This window comes from Pseudonocardia charpentierae (genome assembly GCF_031845345.1).
Lineage (GTDB): Bacteria > Actinomycetota > Actinomycetes > Mycobacteriales > Pseudonocardiaceae > Pseudonocardia > Pseudonocardia charpentierae.
In genome coordinates this window covers 105,922-122,019 of sequence record NZ_JAVREJ010000016.1, presented here as the reverse complement: position 1 = coordinate 122,019, position 16,098 = coordinate 105,922, and the positions used below count along the sequence as shown (strand labels likewise).

Sequence of the window (16,098 nt, the reverse complement as noted above, 5' to 3'; positions counted from 1 at the left end):
GCACAGCGCGACCAGCACCACGGCCGGCAGGTTCAGGACGCCGCCGGACTCCGGGGAGTTCGCCAGCGCTTCGGGGATCTGGACGCCGAACACGTTGCCGAGGAGCTGGTTCAGGTACTCCGACCACCCCACGGCGACCGCCGCCGCCGAGACGCCGTACTCCAGCAGCAGGCACGCCGCGACGCCCATCGCGACGACCTCCCCCAGCGTCGCGTAGGCGTAGGAGTACGACGACCCGGACACCGGCACCGCGCTGGTCAGCTCGGCGTAGCAGACGGCGGTGAGGCCCGCGACGACACCGGCGACGACGAACGACCAGCCACCGCGGGCCCGGCGATGGGCACCGCCTGGCTGAGCACGAAGAAGATGCCCGTCCCGATCGTCGCGCCGATGCCGATCGTCGAGAGCTGGAACAGGCCGATGGAGCGCTCGAGCTCGCCGCCGCCGGTGTCCGTGCCGGTCTGCGCCGTCAGCTCGGACACGGGCTTTCGGCGCAGCGCCTGCTGGAGAAGTGAGGCCATACCGGCTCCCTCCGGTCGTCGCACGACGTCCGTGCGCATCCCGCATTGTGCGGCGGCGCCCGCCCGCGTGCGCGTTTCCGGGAGATCACGATCGCCGGGCGCCGAGCCGAGGCTCACCACGCGTACACGGGCAGGAAGCCCGTGTCCGGTGCCGTCGGTGCAGGTGGAGACCGCGCCGACACCCGGAAGGACGCGACCGTCCGGGTACCCGTCGGCCGCGACGATCACGCGCAGTAGGCTCGATCCGGCCTCATCGTGGAGCGCCGCCGCGGCACGACCCGGCAGCCGCTGCGGCGCAGCGGTCTCGCGGCGCGCTGCGTCGTCGGACCGTAGGTATCGTCTCGAGGAGGACCAGGGGGTGACCAGCGTGGACGAGCAGGGGCCCCCGAAGCCGGCGACCCACCCTCCCCGTGCTCCGGTGCCCCCGCATCCGCCGCGCCGCGACACCCCGTCGGGCGGGAACCCCGCAGCCGGTGGACGGCCTCCTGCTCCGCCGGACACGGGATCGGGAGTGGGGGCCACAGCGGTCATGCCCGCCGGATCAGACGAGACGGCGAGCGTTCCCATGAGTCCCGGTGCCCGGCCCGGCCCGGCCGGACCCCCCGCCAACGGTGCGCCGCCCGGAGGCCCGGTGGGGCCACCCGCGCGAGCCGGACGCGGCGTACCGCCATCCGGCTCGGCCGGACAGCGTCTCCCCTCCCGCCCGGAGCCACCGCGCGGGCGCCCCGTCGTCGACGACCGACCGACCGCACCCGTTCCCCCGACGGGCCCGCACCGCGGGCATCCCGGTCGGCCGCCGGGAATGCCGCGCACGAAGCGCGCCGTCGTGGACGAGCGCGCGCGGACCGCCGCCGAAGGACGCCCCGTCCAGCGCCCGCCCGTCCGCTACCACGGGCCCAGCTACCAGGAGCTGCGGCTCGACGCGGCGGGGCGCACCCAGGCCCGCCGCTTCTCGACCCTCGGCCCTGCGCTGTTCACGACACTGCTGTCGACGGTGGTCCCGGGTGCGGGGCATCTCGCCCTGCGCCGGTTCCGGACCGGCGCGGCGATCATGGCGACGTTCGTGCTCGGCGTCGTCACGCTGGTGGTGCTGACGCTGCGCGCCGACCGGTCCGACCTCATCGGCACGCTGCTCTCGTCGGGCACGCTCGTGGGCGGCGCGATCGGTCTGCTCGTGGCCGCGCTGGCGTGGATGGCCGTCATCGTGCGGACGTACCTGCTCGCCCGGCCGACGGGCCTCCGCACGGGGCAGCGCGTGCTCGGCGCCGGGGTCGTCGCCCTGCTGTGCCTCGGTGTCGCCGCCCCCCTCGGCTTCGGCGCCGAGCTCGCCAACTCGCAGCGGCAGCTGCTCGAGCGGCTGTTCCCGTCGCTCGGCGGCGGCACCCCCGCCGCGGAGGCCATCGGCAAGGGGCGGTTGAACGTGCTGCTGGTCGGCAGCGACGCCGGGCCGGACCGGCGCGGCACCCGGACCGACACGATGATGGTCGCGAGCGTCGACACGCACACCGGCCGCACGATCCTCTTCGGGCTCCCGCGCAACCTGCAGCGTGTGACGTTCCCTCCGGGATCACCGATGGCCAGGCGGTTCCCCCAGGGCTTCCACAACCCGTCCGACCCGTTGTCCGGCGACTACCTGCTCAACGCCGTCTACGCCTACGCGCACAGCTTTCCGGAGGTCGCACCGGCCGGGCCGACCACCGACCCCGGGCTGAACCTGCTGCACTCGTCCGTCGAGACCATGCTCGGGGTGAAGCTCGACTACTACGTCGAGGTGAACATGGCCGGCTTCGCCTCGATCATCGACGCGCTGGGCGGGTTGACCGTGGACGTCGGGCCCGAACCGCTGCCGGTCGGCGGCATCACGCCCACGGGGCGCCGCGTGAAGCCGGACCGCTACATCCCCGCGGGCGTGCAGCACCTCGACGGTGAGGACACGCTGGCGGTCGCCCGGTCGCGGACCAACAGCGACGACTACACGCGGATGGGCCGCCAACGCTGCCTGCTGCAGTACGTCCTGCAGCAGAAGAGCCCGGCGAACCTGCTGTCGAACTTCCAGGGCGTGGCCGCGGCCACCACGGACAGCGTGTCCACCAACATCCCGCGGCAGGTCCTCCCGGCGCTGGTCAAGGTGGCCGACAGTGCCGGAACAGTGGCACTGGAGAGCGTGTCCTTCGACCCGAACCTGGCCGACCCGAACGAGCCGGACGGCCGGTTCGACACGTCGCGACCGGACGTCGCGTTCATGAAGAAGGTCGTGCGCGACACCATCGCCGCCCCGGCGGCGACGGCCGCTCCCGCACCCCCGACCACCGCTCCGACGAGCACCCCGAAGTCGGCCTCCGGGTCCACCCGGGGCCGCGGCGCGACCGACGACGACACCGCCCCGACGGGCCGTCCGGCGCCGACAAAGGGCGCCACCTCGCTCGCACAGTCGTGCTGAACAGGTGTAGACCACCGGTCTGCGACACACCCGACCGGGGGCTGTCCGCGGGGCGTGATGCGAATCTGTCAGGCTCTGCGGGGAAGATGACCTGCGGTGACGCCCACCCGGGGCGCTCACAGGAAGGGAGACGAATCATGGCTCTGCCCACGCTGACCCCCGAACAGCGCCAGGAGGCCCTCAAGAAGGCCGCCGCGGCTCGGACGGCGCGGAAGGAACTGCGCGACGCCATCGCGCGCGGCGACGAGACGATCCCGGCCGTGCTCGGGCGCGCGAAGACGGACGCGGTGGTCGGCAAGACCAAGGTCGCCGACCTGCTCAAGAGCCTGCCCGGCTACGGCCCCGCCAAGGTGACGGCGCTGCTGGAGCAGACCGGCATCGACGCGTCGCGCCGCGCCGCGGGCCTGGGCGACCGGCAGAAGCAGGCCCTGCTCGACGCCCTGGCGTAGTACGGCATCGGCCTTCGCCGGGGAGCCGCGTCCGTGCACGGTCCACGTGTGCGCGGACGCGGCCCCGGGCACTCCGGCGCCGTGAAGATCACCGATCGAGAGGTCAGCGGATGAGGATCGACGAACCGGGCACGGACATCCTGGACTCCGCGAACCCCGCGGACGTCGCGGAACAGCAGGCCGAGCTGGACGACTCGGGGCTCGACGACTCGGGGTTCGACGACGACCCCACGCCCGACAGGGACGACCTCCCGTTGGAGGCCGACCCTGCGGACGTCGCCGAACAGGACGCCGCCGTCCCCTACGACGACGACGAGCGCTGACCCCGCACGCTCAGCGGCGATCGCCGTCGCGGGCAGGTGCCCGCGCGGCCGCAGGCTCGCGCTGGCCCGGCGTCCGGGGCAGGAAACGGCCCGTGCGCGCGGCGTACGCGTCGTAGGCCTCGCCGTGGCGCCGGGCGAGCCCGGGCTCACGCACGGCACGGACCTGGATGTGCACCGCCACCACCACGAGCACGGCGGCCAGCACGCCCAGCAGCGTCGGCACCATCAGCAGCAGCCCCGCGGTGGCCACGACGATGCCGGTCAACCCCGGGTTCCTGATGCGGGCGTGCAGGCCGTCGGTCGCCGTCACCGGATCCGCGCCCCTCGCCTGCAGCGCCACCCGCGAGTGCTGCGCGGCGAGCAGCAGCGCGGTACCGAGCAGGACGATCGCCGCCCCGCCCGCGACCCAGCCCGGTTCGTCGAACAGTGCGATCGGCTGGACGACGTCCGTGGCCACCAGCAGCGGCGCCCCGAGGCCGAGCAGCAGGGCGACGCCGAACAGCGCCCGTGCCCACCAGGCCGGGGTGCCCGCGCGCCTCGTCGGGCGGCCGCTCGTGGCCCCTGCCCTCCGCATGCGACTGCGTCCGAGCACGCCCAGCAGCATCGCGACGAGCCCGAGGCCGACCGCGATCCAGCCGGCGAGGTGGTGGTCGAGCGCCCGCGCGAGCGCCTCGGTCGGCGAGACTCCGTTGAGCTGGGCGAGGGCGTCCACGAGGAGCCACACGCCGAAGACGAAGAACAGACCGGAGGCGCCGTACTTGATGGCCCGCTCCGGTAGGTGCCTGCCGAGCTGACGGCCGACGACGATGGCCAGGGCGTCCGCCGCGACCATGCCGAGCGTCGAGCCCACCCAGGTGCCGAACCAGCCGTACTGGGTCGCAAGGGTGATCGTCGCGAGCATCGTCTTGTCGCCCAGCTCGGCCAGGAAGAACGCGACCGACGCCGCGACCACCGCCGACCCCGTCGAGCGCTCGGCCTTGGACTGCTCGTCGTCGGTGAGCGTGTCGCCGCGCATGGTCCAGGCACCGAACCCGAGGAACGCGACGGCCGCCACCAGCGCGATCCAGCCGGTGGGTAGCGCCGCACCGAGGCCGTAGCCGACCGCGACGGACACCGCGTGCACGACGGCCGTCGCGATCGTGATGCCGATCAGCACCGGGAGCGCCCGGTAGCGGGTGGCGAAGGTGAGGGCCATGAGCTGGGACTTGTCGCCCAGCTCGGCGACGAACACCACGCCGAAGCTGACCGCGAACGCGATCAGAAAGCCGTTCATGTCGGGGGCTCCTCGGGTCCGATGGCCGGACCGGGAGTCTCCGATCCGGTACGCGCGGGCGAACCAGACCGAAGGTCTCGCTCGCCCGACCGGAATCGGGCCGTGCGGCCGGGCTTGCGCCAGTGTGTCGACCGCAGCGTTGGGAGCTACTCCCCCTCGTTGCCACCACGATAGCGGGCCCATGACGGGGCCGTCCCGGCAGGACGACGCACCTCACAGCAGAGGCACGGTCGACTGACGTCGAACTCCCAGCGGTGTCACAGGTTCCTCCCAGGCTCCCGGCGCAGGGTGGACTCATGACTGACGAGCAGCGCGACGGCGGCCGGTACGACGAGCAGGGCCCGGTCGGCCCGGGCGCCGCTGCCGGTTCAGGAACCCCCGGTGCCGAAGTTCCCGGTGCAGCAGTTCCCGGGGCCGGACACCCTGCCGCAGGATTCCCCAGCGCGGGACATCCCGGCCCAGCGCATCCCGGCGCCGGCTCGTACGGCTCCTACGGCTCCCCCGCCTACGGCGGATACGGCGCGGCCCCCGGGTGGGGCGGCACCGCGACGGCCGAGCGGCCCGCCGATCCCTACCCCACCGTCACGCTGCCCACCGAGAAGCCCCGGCGCAGCCGCGGGATGACCGGGGTGGTCGCCGCCGCGCTGATCGCCGGACTGGTCGGCGGCGGGGCCGGCTTCGGTGGTGCCTACGCGCTGCTCGACAACTCCGCGCGGATCAGCGCGAGCACCCCGGCGCTCGGGTCGGTGCCCGCGACCGGCGGCACCGCGCCCGCCTCGAACGGCACGGTGGCCGGCGCCGCCGCTGCGGCCATGCCGAGCACCGTCGACATCCGCGTGGTGACCTCGCAGGGGGTCGCCGAGGGCAGCGGGGTCATCCTCACCGCGGACGGCGCGGTGCTCACCAACAACCACGTCGTCGCCAGTTCGGGCGGCACCATCACCGTCACGCTCGCCGACGGCTCCGAGCACACCGCGACGGTCGTCGGCACCTCCCCCAGCTACGACCTCGCCGTGCTGCGCATGCAGAACGTCTCCGGACTGACGGCTGCGACGCTCGGCAAGAGCGCGGACCTCCAGGTCGGCCAGCAGGTGGTGGCGATCGGCTCGCCGCAGGGCCTGACCGGCACGGTCACCTCGGGCATCGTCAGCGCGCTCAACCGCACGGTCGGTGTGCAGGGCGAAGACGGCTCGGCGGTCGTCTACAACGGCCTGCAGACCGACGCCCCGATCAATCAGGGCAACTCCGGCGGCCCGCTGGTGAACCTCGACGGACAGGTCATCGGCATCAACTCGGCGATCGCGACCGCCGGGCAGAGCAGCGGCAGCATCGGCCTGGGCTTCACGATCCCGATCGACCAGGCCCGTCGCGTCGCCCAGGAGATCCTCGACACCGGCAGCGCCACCAAGCCGGTGCTCGGGGTCCAGGGCGGCCAGCAGAGCAGCCAGCAGGAGCAGGCCGCCGGCGGGGCCACGATCGCCGCGGTCCAGGACGGCTCTGCGGCCGCGACGGCAGGACTGAAGGCGGGCGACGTCGTCACCAAGGTCGGCGACGCGCGGGTCGAGGACTTCTCGGACCTCGTGGCCCGCATCGGCTCCTACGCCCCCGGCGACAAGGTGACGCTGAGCGTCCAGAGCGGCGGCGCGGAGAAGTCGGTCGACGTGACGCTGGGCAGCACCAAGGACGAGGCCCCGACGACGAGCACCGCGCCGAGCAGCAGCAACTCGCCCTTCGGACAGAGTCCGTTCGGGCAGCAGCAGAGCCCCTTCGGCCAGCAGCAGAACCCGTTCGGCCGCTAGATCGCCGCAGCCACCCCCGGCTGCGGCCGTCCGCAGCGTCCCCCCCGCTGCGGCCCGCGAGGCCCGGTGCCAGGTGCATCGGGCCTCGCGGTGTCGCGCCTGCTGGCGTCAGGTGAACCGGACCGGTTGCCCCGTCGACTCCAGCACCGCCATCCACAGGTCGCCACGCGCGTCGACCTGGTTGCGCCGGCTCACCGCCAGTGCCATCGGCAGGTGGACGAACCGCCGCCGCCAGCGCCCGACCACCATCTCGGTGCGGCCGGACATCGCGGCGTGCACGGCAGCCTGCGACAGGCGCACGCAGTAGACGCTGTCGTAGGGGTTCGCGGGGACGCTGCGGATGGCGTAGCTGGGGTCGATGTAGCGGATGGAGGTCTCGATGCCCTCCTTCTCGAAGTGTTCCATGAGCCGGGCCCGCAGGAACGGCCCGATGTCGCGCAGCTTCTTGTTCCCCGAGGCGTCGCTGCCCTCCGACTCCTCCAGCAGGTCCTGCCCCGCCCCCTCGGCCACCACGACCACGGCGTTGCCGCGCTCGGCGACCCGCTGCCGGACGTGCTCCAGCAGCCCGTGCGGCCCGTCGAGCGCGAAGGGCACCTCGGGGATCAGCACGACGTCCGCGTCGCTGCGGGCCAGCGCCGCGTAGCAGGCGATGAAGCCGGAGTGCCGTCCCATGAGCCGGACGAGCCCGACCCCGTTCGCGGTCGACTTCGCCTCCACCCTCGCCGCTCGGATCGCGTCGCTGGCCAGGCTGAAGGCCGTCTGGAAGCCGAAGCTCTGGTCGATCAGCGGGATGTCGTTGTCGATCGTCTTCGGGATGCCGACGACGGCGATCCGCAGGCCCCGCTCGGTGATCACCCGGACGATCTCCATCGCGCCGCGCATCGACCCGTCGCCGCCGATCACGAACAGCATGTTGATGTTGAGCCGCTCGAGGCAGTCGACGATCTCCTCGGGGTCCTGGTGGCCGCGCGAGGTGCCCAGGACGGTGCCGCCGTCGACGGAGATGTCGCGCACCGTGGCCGGGCTCAGCTCGACGACGTCGTGCCCGTAGGACGGGATGAACCCCTGGTAGCCGTTCTTGATCCCGATGACCCGGCGCACCTTGTAGTGGTAGGTCAGGTTGCGCACGAGGCCGGCGATCACGTCGTTGAGGCCCGGGCACAGGCCGCCGCAGGTGACGATCGCGGCGCGGGTCTTCGACGGGTCGAAGAAGATCTTCCGGCGGGGCCCGCAGGGCTCCAGGCCGGGCAGGTCCTCGACCGAGACGCCACGCCCGGTCACGCCGTTCAGGGTGTCGTCGAGCAGCACGCGATCGGTCTCGTCGACGTAGTGCTCGGTGGTCTGGCGGTTCTCGAGCAGCGGCGCCATCGGCGAGGCGACCTTCGGCGTGCCGAGGGTCTTCACCGTCAGGTCGGGTTTCCCGATCGGCGCCTGCGCGTCCGCCCCGTCGAAGGTGCCGGCAGCGGCGGTGTTCAGTGCGGTGCTCATGTCGCCTTCCCGATTTCGGTACCGGGGCCGCGCCGGGACCGCGGCCGCCCCTGGCTGTACCGATCGAGACTATGCCGGGCGAACGGCCGGGGTCTACGCCAGTCCGAGCACCCGCCGGACCGCGATCTCGATGACGACGCGCTCCGGATTGGGCCGCGGCTGCCGGTAGCGCTCCGCGTAGCGGCGCTCGGCCTCGGCGACGGGCGCCGGATCGGTGCGCACGACCGCGTCGCCCTCCAGCGTCGACCAGCGCCGCCCGTCGACCTGCGAGACCACCGCGACGCCGCGGGCGTCGGCGTTGCGGGCCTTGACCGACCCGCCGCGGCAGATGACCCGCGCGAGCCCGGTCTCGACGTCGAGGGTGACGCCGACCGGCACGGCGTGCGGACTGCCGTCGGCGCGCAGGGTCACGAGCACGGCGAGATGCCGCTCGGTCCAGAACTCCCGGAACTCGTCCGACACCCCGTCCAACGTCCGCGCCACGGTGATCAGCCTGCCCGGCGGGCGCCCGCCCCGCGCGCCCGGGATGGAGCGAACGCGGCTTTCGGTACGTCTACCGCACCGAACGCCGCGTTCGGTACATCAGCGCCGGCCGTCAGGAGCGCGGGTCGCGGCGCATCGGGTGCTCCGGGGGCACCTCGACGACGACGATCCGCAGGCCGTCGGGATCGGCGATCCACATCTCGTCCAGACCCCACGGCTCGCGGCGAGGCTCGCGCAGCACCGTCACGCCAGCGGCGGCCAGTTCGCCGTGCACGGCGACGAGGTCGCGGACCTGCATCCACAGCTGCACGCCCCCGGCTGTCGATCCGGCCGCCCGGCCCGAGACTTCGAGGTAGCCGCCGCCCAGGAAGAAGACCGTGCCGCCCGGGAACTCGCGGAAGACCGCGAGCCCGAGGACGTCGCGGTAGAAGACGGTGCTGCGCGCGAGATCGGTGGGGTGGATCAGCACGCGCCCGGCGAGGACCTCCACGGCTAGCGGGCGCCGATGTGCTCGAGGAGCAGCTCCGTGAGCGCTCCCGGGGCTTCGTCGGGGATCCAGTGGCTGACGCCGCGCAGCTCGGCGTAGCGGAACGGCCCGTCGACGTGTCGTGCGGCCTCTTCGGCGGCGTCGCGGGTCAGCGCGGTGTCGCGGTCGCTCCACACGAAGAGCGCGGGCACCGTGGCTTGCGGGAACGCGTCGCGGCGGGACAGCGGAAGTGCCCGGTACCAGGTGAGCGCGGCGGTCAGGGCGGCCGGGTCGGCGAGCCGGGCGGCGTCGCGTTCGGCGCGCTCACGGGTCTGGCCCGACCGGACGAGCATGCGGACCAGGCCGGGCGACCAGGGTCGACCCGCGGGCACGGCGAAGGCGCGCTCGGCCAGCCCGGGCACCGCGAAGGCGGCCATGTACCACGACGCGAGGAGCTGGCGGGGCCGGTGGAGCGCGGCGGACATGGCGCCGGGAGGCGGCACCGAGATCCCGGTGACGGTGTGGAGCAGCTCGGGCCGGCTGCCGGCGAGCGCCCAGGCCACGAGGGAGCCCCAGTCGTGTCCGACGACGTGCGCACGCGGCCGCCCCGTCTCGGCCAGGGCGGCCTCGACGAACGCCACGGCGTCAGCGACCAGCTCGGCCGTGCGGTAGGCCGCACGCCCCACCGGCCGGGCACCCGGCGAGTAGCCCCGCTGATCCGGCGCCATCGTGCGGAACCCGGCGGTGGCCAGGGCGGGGGTGACCGCGTCCCAGCAGCGGGCCGACTGCGGGAAGCCGTGCAGCAGCACCACGGGATCTCCGTCCACCGGTCCGGCCGTGGTGACGTCGAAGACCAGCCCGTCCCGCTCGACCGCCGCCGTCCCGATCCCCGCCGTCTCGTGCCCCACGGATACATCCTCCCAAGTTCGCGCGAGTCGGTACGAAGTGGCGCGCGAACGTGTCATCCAGGGTCGTTCTGCCAACGACCCCGAATGTTGCATTCGCGCGCCGGTCGGTACCGACTCGCGCACACACTGGCGGGTGGAGGTGGGACGGGTCGGCGTCGGGTGGGCTGGACGTCCGGGGAGGATGGGTCCGTGCGGGGACTGCGATGAACGGGGGAGATGCCGTGGACGCTGGCGGCACCGGTGCCGGGCGACGTCCGTTCGAGCGGTTGGCGATCGTCAACCGCGGCGAGCCGGCGATGCGGCTCGTCAACGCCGTGCGCGAGTGGAACGCCGAAGGGCGCCCGTCGCTGCGCACGATCGCCCTGTACACCGCGGCGGACCGGCGGGCGATGTTCGTCCGCGAGGCGGACGAGGCGGTGCTGATCGGCCCCGACACCGACGGCGCCGCCACCGAGATGGGGCCCAACCCCTACCTGGACCTCCCCGGCCTCGCCCGCGCCCTGCGCGCCTGCCGGGCCGACGCCGTCTGGCCCGGCTGGGGCTTCGTCAGCGAGCGCGCCGAGTTCGCAGAGCTGTGCCGCGACCTGGGAATCGTCTTCGTCGGCCCCTCCCCCGAGGTCATGCGCGCCCTCGGCGACAAGATCGGTTCCAAGGTGCTCGCCACCCGGGTCGGCGTGCCGATGGCACCGTGGAGCGGCGGGCCGGTGGCCGACGTCGCCGCGGCCCGGGCGTCCGCCGAGGAGATCGGCTACCCGCTCATGGTCAAGGCGACCGCGGGCGGCGGCGGGCGCGGGATCCGGTTCGTCGGTCGGCCCGAGGAGCTCGACGAGGCGTTCACGCGCGCGTCCGCCGAGGGCGCGCGGACCGCGGGCGACGCCACCGTGTTCCTCGAGCGCGCGCTGCGCGGCGGGCGGCACGTCGAGGTGCAGGTCGTCGCCGACTCGGCGGGCGACGTGTGGACGCTGGGCGTGCGCGACTGCACCGTGCAGCGGCGCAACCAGAAGGTGCTCGAGGAGTCGGCCTCCGTCGCGCTCGACGCCGCGCAGGAGGATCTGCTGCGCACGTCCGCGGCCGAGCTCGTCCGCGCCGCCGGGTACGTCAACGCCGGCACCGTGGAGTTCCTCTACGACCCGCGCGAGCGGCAGCTGTCGTTCCTCGAGGTCAACACCCGACTGCAGGTGGAGCACCCGGTCACCGAGGCGACCACCGGCGTCGACATCGTCAAGCTGCAGCTGCACGTCGCGATGGGCGGGCGGCTCGCCGACATCGCCGCGACCACGCCGCCCGCGCACGGGCACGCGATCGAGGCCCGCCTGACCGCCGAGGACCCCGAGCAGGGGTTCGCCCCGGCGCCCGGCCTGATCGAACACCTCGTGCTGCCCGGCGGCCCGGGAGTGCGCGTGGACACCGGCGTCGCCGCGGGCGACACGATCCCGCCGCAGTTCGACTCGATGATCGCGAAGGTGATCGCCTGGGGCCGCGACCGCGACGAGGCGCGTGGCCGTCTCGCCCGCGCGCTGCGCCAGACGTCCGTGGTGATCGACGGCGGCACCACCAACAAGGCGTTCCTGCTCGACCTGCTCGACCGGCCGCAGGTGCGCACCGGCGATGTCGACACCGGCTGGCTGGACCGGCTGATGGCCGAGGGCTACCGGCCGCCGCGGCGGCTGGACGTGGCGCTGCTCGCCGTCGCCGTCGAGGCGGAGGACGAGCACGCGGCGCGGCAGCGCGAGCAGCTGTTCGCCTCAGCGGAGCGCGGCCGTCCCGAGGTCGGCTACGAGACGTGGCACCAGATCGACGTGCGCGCGGCGGGCGACGCCTACCGCCTGCGCGTGGCCCAGACCCGGGGCAACCGCTACCGGGTGGAGCTCGAGGGTGTGCGGGTCGACGTCACCGCCGAGCGGATCGGCCGCTTCGAGCGGCGCCTCACGGTGGCGGGCCGGACGTACGCGGTGCTGGTCGCGCCACAGGGGCCCGACTACGTCGTGGAGGTCGACGGGGCCGTCCACCGGATCTCCGGCGGGGAGGCCGGGCTGGTCCGCGCGCCCGCCCCGGCGATGGTCGTGGCGATCCCGGTCGCGGCGGGCGACACGGTGACGGCAGGCGACACCCTGGCCGTCGTCGAGAGCATGAAGCTGGAGACGGCGCTGCGGGCGCCGTTCGCCGGCCGGGTCCGCGAGGTGCTGGTCGCGGTCAACACGCAGGTGGAGGGCGGGACGACCCTGCTGCGTCTGGAGCCGGCCGGTGACGCGGCCCCGGCGAGCGCGGTGGCCGAGCAGCGGGTCGGACTGGCTGCGCTGGCGACGACGGATGCGGGCGCGTCGCGCGCGTCGTCGTCGGACGCGGCGGCGGACACGCTGGCGGCGCTGCGGTCCCTCGTCCTCGGCTACGACATCGACGAGGCCGACGCCCGCGAGCTGCCGCGGGCGCTGTCCGCGGCCCGCGATGCACTGCCCGACGACGATCCTGACGTGCTCGCCGGCGAACTCGCGATCATGCAGATCTTCGCTGACCTGTCGGCGCTGTCGCGCAACCGGCGCGGTCCCGAGGTGGAGGAGGCGCAGCCCGAGGGCGTCCCGGAGGCCGACAGCGCCGAGCGGGCCCACAACCCGCAGGAGTACCTCTACGCGTTCCTGCGTTCCCGCGACGCCGACGCCGAGGGCCTGCCCGCGCCGTTCCGGGCCCGGCTGCGCGCCGCGCTCGCGCACTACGGCGTCTTCGACCTGGACGACCCCGGCGACCAGGCGCTCGCCGGCGCGCTATACCGGATGTTCCTCGCCCACCGCCGAGCCCGTGCACACGTGCCCGTGGTGCTGGACCTGCTGCAGTGGCGGCTCACCCACACCGAGGTGCTCGCCGACCTGCCGCCCGCCGTGCGCGAGGAGTATCTGCGCACCCTGGAGCACCTGATCGCGGCGACCCAGGTGCGCCACCCCGTGGTCGGCGACCTGGCGCGGCAGGTGCGGTTCCGCGGCTTCGACGAGCCGCTGCTCGCCGCCGCGCGGACCCGCGGACAGGAGCAGGTGCGCGTCGAGCTGGACCGGTTGGCGACCACGACCGATCCTGCCGTCCGGGCGGCGCTCATCGACGACATCGTCGCGGCGGCCGAGCCGATCCTGTCGGTGTTCGGCGCCCCGCACCACGCCGCGATGCTCGAGGTGATGACGCGGCGCTACTACCGCATCCGCCACCTCACCGACGTGAACGTCGTCGACCGGGGCGGCCGCCCGCTGCTGTCGGCCGCCTACCGGCACGGCGGTCGCGACCACATCGTGCTCGCGACCACCGTGCACACGGCCCCCGAGGCACCACGCGCCGGCGAACCGCGCGCCGTGCAGGCGGACCTCCGTCGGATCATCTCCCGGCTCCCGGCTGACAGCACCGTGCTGCTCGACCTCTACGTGACCGCCGGCGAGGCACCCGACGACCCGGACAGGTCCGCGGAGAAGATCCGCGAGATGCTGGGCTCACTGCCGGCCCCGCTGGACCGGGTGGCCGTCGCGGTGCGCCGGCGGGCGTCGGACGAGCGGTCGAACTGGTTCACCTTCCATCCTGCTGTGAGCACGGCCGGGGCTGACGCCCCGGAGGTGAACCGACAGCCCGTCGAGGACCGCACCCTGCGTGGCCTGCATCCGATGGTGGCCGAGCGGCTGGGACTCTGGCGGCTGTCGAACTTCACGCTGACCCGGCTGCCGTCGCCGGTCGACGTCCATCTGTTCCGCGCCGTGGGCCGCAACGTGCCCGACGACCGCCGCCTCGTCGCGCTCTCCGACGTGCGCGACCTGTCGGTGGTCCGCGACGCCCACGGCCGGGTGCGTGCGCTGCCGCAGCTCGAGCAGATCCTCGACGCGTGCCTCGACGCGCTGCGGGCGGCCCGCGCCGCCACGCCCAATGACAATCTGGCTGGCGCGGATGCACGATCGGAGTGGAACCGGGTGCTGCTCTACGTGTGGCCCGTGGTGGACCTGCCGCTCGACGAGTTCGACAACGTCGTGAGCCAACTGGCGCCACGCACCGAGGGGCTGGGGCTGGAACAGATCCTCGTGCAGTTCCGCGCGGCCCCGCAGCTCCTCGGAGGCGGGACCGAACCGAAGGAGCTGCTGCTGCGGCTGTCGCGGCCGCCGGGAGCGGGCCTGACGGTGCGCGTCACCAATCCGCCCGCCGGGCCGCTGCGCGAGCTCGACGCCTACACGCAGAAGGTGATCCGGGCCCGGCGCCGCGGCGCCGTCTATCCCTACGAGCTGGTTCCGATGCTCGTGCGCAACCCGGATCCGGGCGGCGAGCCCGGCACGTTCACCGAGTACGACCTCGACGACACCGGTGCGCCGGTGCCGGTCGAGCGGGCACCGGGCAGCAACACGGCCAACATCGTGCTCGGCACCGTCACCACCCCGACGGCCCGCTACCCCGAGGGCATGCGGCGCGTGGTGCTGATCGGCGACCCGACGCGGGCGCTGGGCGCGATCGCCGCGGAGGAGTGCCACCGGGTGGTGGCGGCGATCGAGCTCGCCCGGCGGATGTCCGCGCCCATCGAGTGGTTCGCGGTCTCCGCGGGCGCGAAGATCGCCATGGACTCCGGCACGGAGAACATGGACTGGATCTCCCGGGTGCTGCGGGCGATCATCGAGTTCACCCAGGACGGCGGCGAGATCAACGTCGTCGTGACCGGCATCAACGTCGGCGCGCAGCCGTACTGGAACGCCGAGGCGACGATGCTCATGCACACCAGGGGCATCCTGGTGATGACGCCGGACTCGGCGATGGTGCTCACCGGCAAGCAGTCGCTCGACTACTCGGGCGGCGTGTCGGCCGAAGACAACTTCGGCATCGGCGGCTACGACCGGATCATGGGCCCGAACGGGCAGGCGCAGTACTGGGCGCCCGACCTGTCGAACGCGATGGACGTCCTGCTGGCCCACTACGCCCACACCTACCGGGCACCCGGCGAGCGCTTCCCGCGTCCCGCGCCGACGTCCGACCCGGACCGGCGGGACGTCCGCGAGGCCCCGCACACCGGCGGGGAGTTCACGCGCGTCGGGGAGATCTTCCACGTCGCGACGAACCCCGAGCGCAAGAAGCCGTTCGACATCCGCTCGGTGCTGCGCGCGGTGGCCGACGCCGACCATGCGCCCCTGGAGCGCTGGGTGGACATGCTGGACGCGGAGAACGTCGTGGTCTACGACGCGCACCTGGGCGGGCACCCGGTGGCGCTGCTGGGCATCGAGTCGCGGCCGCTGCCGCGGCGCGGGCCGACCCCGGTGGACGGTCCGACGACCTTCACGGCCGGCACGCTGTTCCCCAAGTCGTCGAAGAAGACCGCGCGGGCGATCAACGCGGCCAGCGGCAACCGGCCGTTGGTGGTGCTGGCGAACCTGTCGGGCTTCGACGGCTCGCCGGAGTCGCTGCGCCAGCTGCAGCTGGAGTACGGCGCGGAGATCGGCCGCGCCGTGGTCAACTTCGACGGCCCGATCGTCTTCTGCGTGATCAGCCGCTACCACGGCGGCGCGTTCGTGGTGTTCTCCGGGACCCTGAACGAGTCGATGGAGGTCGCCGCGGTCGAGGGTTCGCACGCGTCGGTCATCGGCGGCGCACCGGCGGCGGCGGTCGTGTTCGCCGGCGAGGTGAACAAGCGGACGGCGGCCGACCCGCGCGTGACGGACCTGGAGACCCGGATCGCCAAGGCGACCGCGGCGGGGGCCGAGGGCGAGGCGGCCCGGCTCTCGGCGGAGCTGGCGGCGATCCGGCCGGGCGTGCGCTCGGACAAGCTGGGCGAGGTGGCGGCCGAGTTCGACGCGGCGCACAGCGTGGAGCGCGCCCACCGGATGGGCTCGGTGCACCGGATCGTCCCGTCGGCGGACCTGCGCCCGTACCTGATCGACGCGGTCCGCCGCGGCATGGCCCGGTTCACGGGGTAGCCCGCGAGTCGGCACGTTCGTCAGCGCGAGTCG

The 16,098-nt window shown here is 73.8% G+C and carries 11 protein-coding genes and 1 pseudogene; 5 read left to right on the top strand and 7 right to left on the bottom strand.

Features of this window, described 5'->3' with window-relative positions:
* Positions 1-21: 21 nt before the first annotated feature.
* Positions 22-261: pseudogene (locus RM445_RS21485) on the bottom strand (amino acid permease); the annotation flags it as partial.
* Positions 258-521, bottom strand: a complete 264-nt coding sequence (locus RM445_RS21480) for a hypothetical protein (protein ID WP_311558609.1) — start codon at positions 519-521, stop codon at positions 258-260. The gene RM445_RS21480 and the pseudogene RM445_RS21485, both read right to left, overlap by 4 nt.
* An 802-nt stretch (positions 522-1,323) precedes the next feature.
* Here RM445_RS21480 and RM445_RS21475 point away from each other — a divergent pair.
* From RM445_RS21475 to RM445_RS21465, 3 genes are all read left to right on the top strand, one after another.
* Entirely contained in the window at positions 1,324-2,961 is a 1,638-nt protein-coding gene (locus tag RM445_RS21475) for an LCP family protein (protein WP_311558608.1), read from the top strand.
* Positions 2,962-3,098: 137 nt separating this feature from the next.
* A complete protein-coding gene (gene mihF, locus RM445_RS21470; RefSeq protein ID WP_311558607.1) occupies positions 3,099-3,410 on the top strand; it encodes an integration host factor, actinobacterial type in 312 nt (103 codons plus the stop codon).
* A gap of 110 nt (positions 3,411-3,520) precedes the next feature.
* Positions 3,521-3,733: a hypothetical protein gene (locus tag RM445_RS21465; RefSeq protein ID WP_311558606.1), complete on the top strand. Its 213-nt coding sequence runs from the start codon at positions 3,521-3,523 to the stop codon at positions 3,731-3,733.
* A 10-nt stretch (positions 3,734-3,743) separates the two neighbouring features.
* Here RM445_RS21465 and RM445_RS21460 read toward each other — a convergent pair whose 3' ends face one another.
* Entirely contained in the window at positions 3,744-5,006 is a 1,263-nt protein-coding gene (locus RM445_RS21460) for a TMEM165/GDT1 family protein (RefSeq protein ID WP_311558605.1), read from the bottom strand.
* A 296-nt stretch (positions 5,007-5,302) separates the two neighbouring features.
* Between RM445_RS21460 and RM445_RS21455 the strand changes: the two genes are divergently transcribed.
* A complete protein-coding gene (locus tag RM445_RS21455; protein WP_311558604.1) occupies positions 5,303-6,805 on the top strand; it encodes a S1C family serine protease in 1,503 nt (500 codons plus the stop codon).
* A gap of 108 nt (positions 6,806-6,913) precedes the next feature.
* Here the strand turns inward: RM445_RS21455 and RM445_RS21450 are convergent, their stop codons facing one another.
* From RM445_RS21450 to RM445_RS21435, 4 genes are all read right to left on the bottom strand, one after another.
* Complete coding sequence (locus RM445_RS21450) at positions 6,914-8,293, bottom strand: ATP-dependent 6-phosphofructokinase (protein ID WP_311558603.1); 1,380 nt, start codon at positions 8,291-8,293, stop codon at positions 6,914-6,916.
* A 93-nt stretch (positions 8,294-8,386) separates the two neighbouring features.
* Positions 8,387-8,776 (bottom strand): TIGR03618 family F420-dependent PPOX class oxidoreductase, encoded by a 390-nt coding sequence (locus RM445_RS21445; RefSeq protein WP_311558602.1) that lies wholly within the window; start codon positions 8,774-8,776, stop codon positions 8,387-8,389.
* A gap of 112 nt (positions 8,777-8,888) precedes the next feature.
* Complete coding sequence (locus RM445_RS21440) at positions 8,889-9,266, bottom strand: VOC family protein (RefSeq protein WP_311558601.1); 378 nt, start codon at positions 9,264-9,266, stop codon at positions 8,889-8,891.
* Between the two features lie 2 nt (positions 9,267-9,268).
* Positions 9,269-10,150 carry an alpha/beta fold hydrolase gene (locus RM445_RS21435; protein WP_311558600.1) on the bottom strand — a complete coding sequence of 294 codons (882 nt, stop codon included), beginning with the start codon at positions 10,148-10,150 and terminating at the stop codon, positions 9,269-9,271.
* Between the two features lie 221 nt (positions 10,151-10,371).
* On the opposite strand from RM445_RS21435, the gene RM445_RS21430 reads away from it, so the two are divergent.
* Positions 10,372-16,065, top strand: coding sequence for an ATP-binding protein (locus RM445_RS21430; protein WP_311558599.1), 5,694 nt, complete (start codon positions 10,372-10,374; stop codon positions 16,063-16,065).
* Positions 16,066-16,098 lie beyond the last annotated feature (33 nt).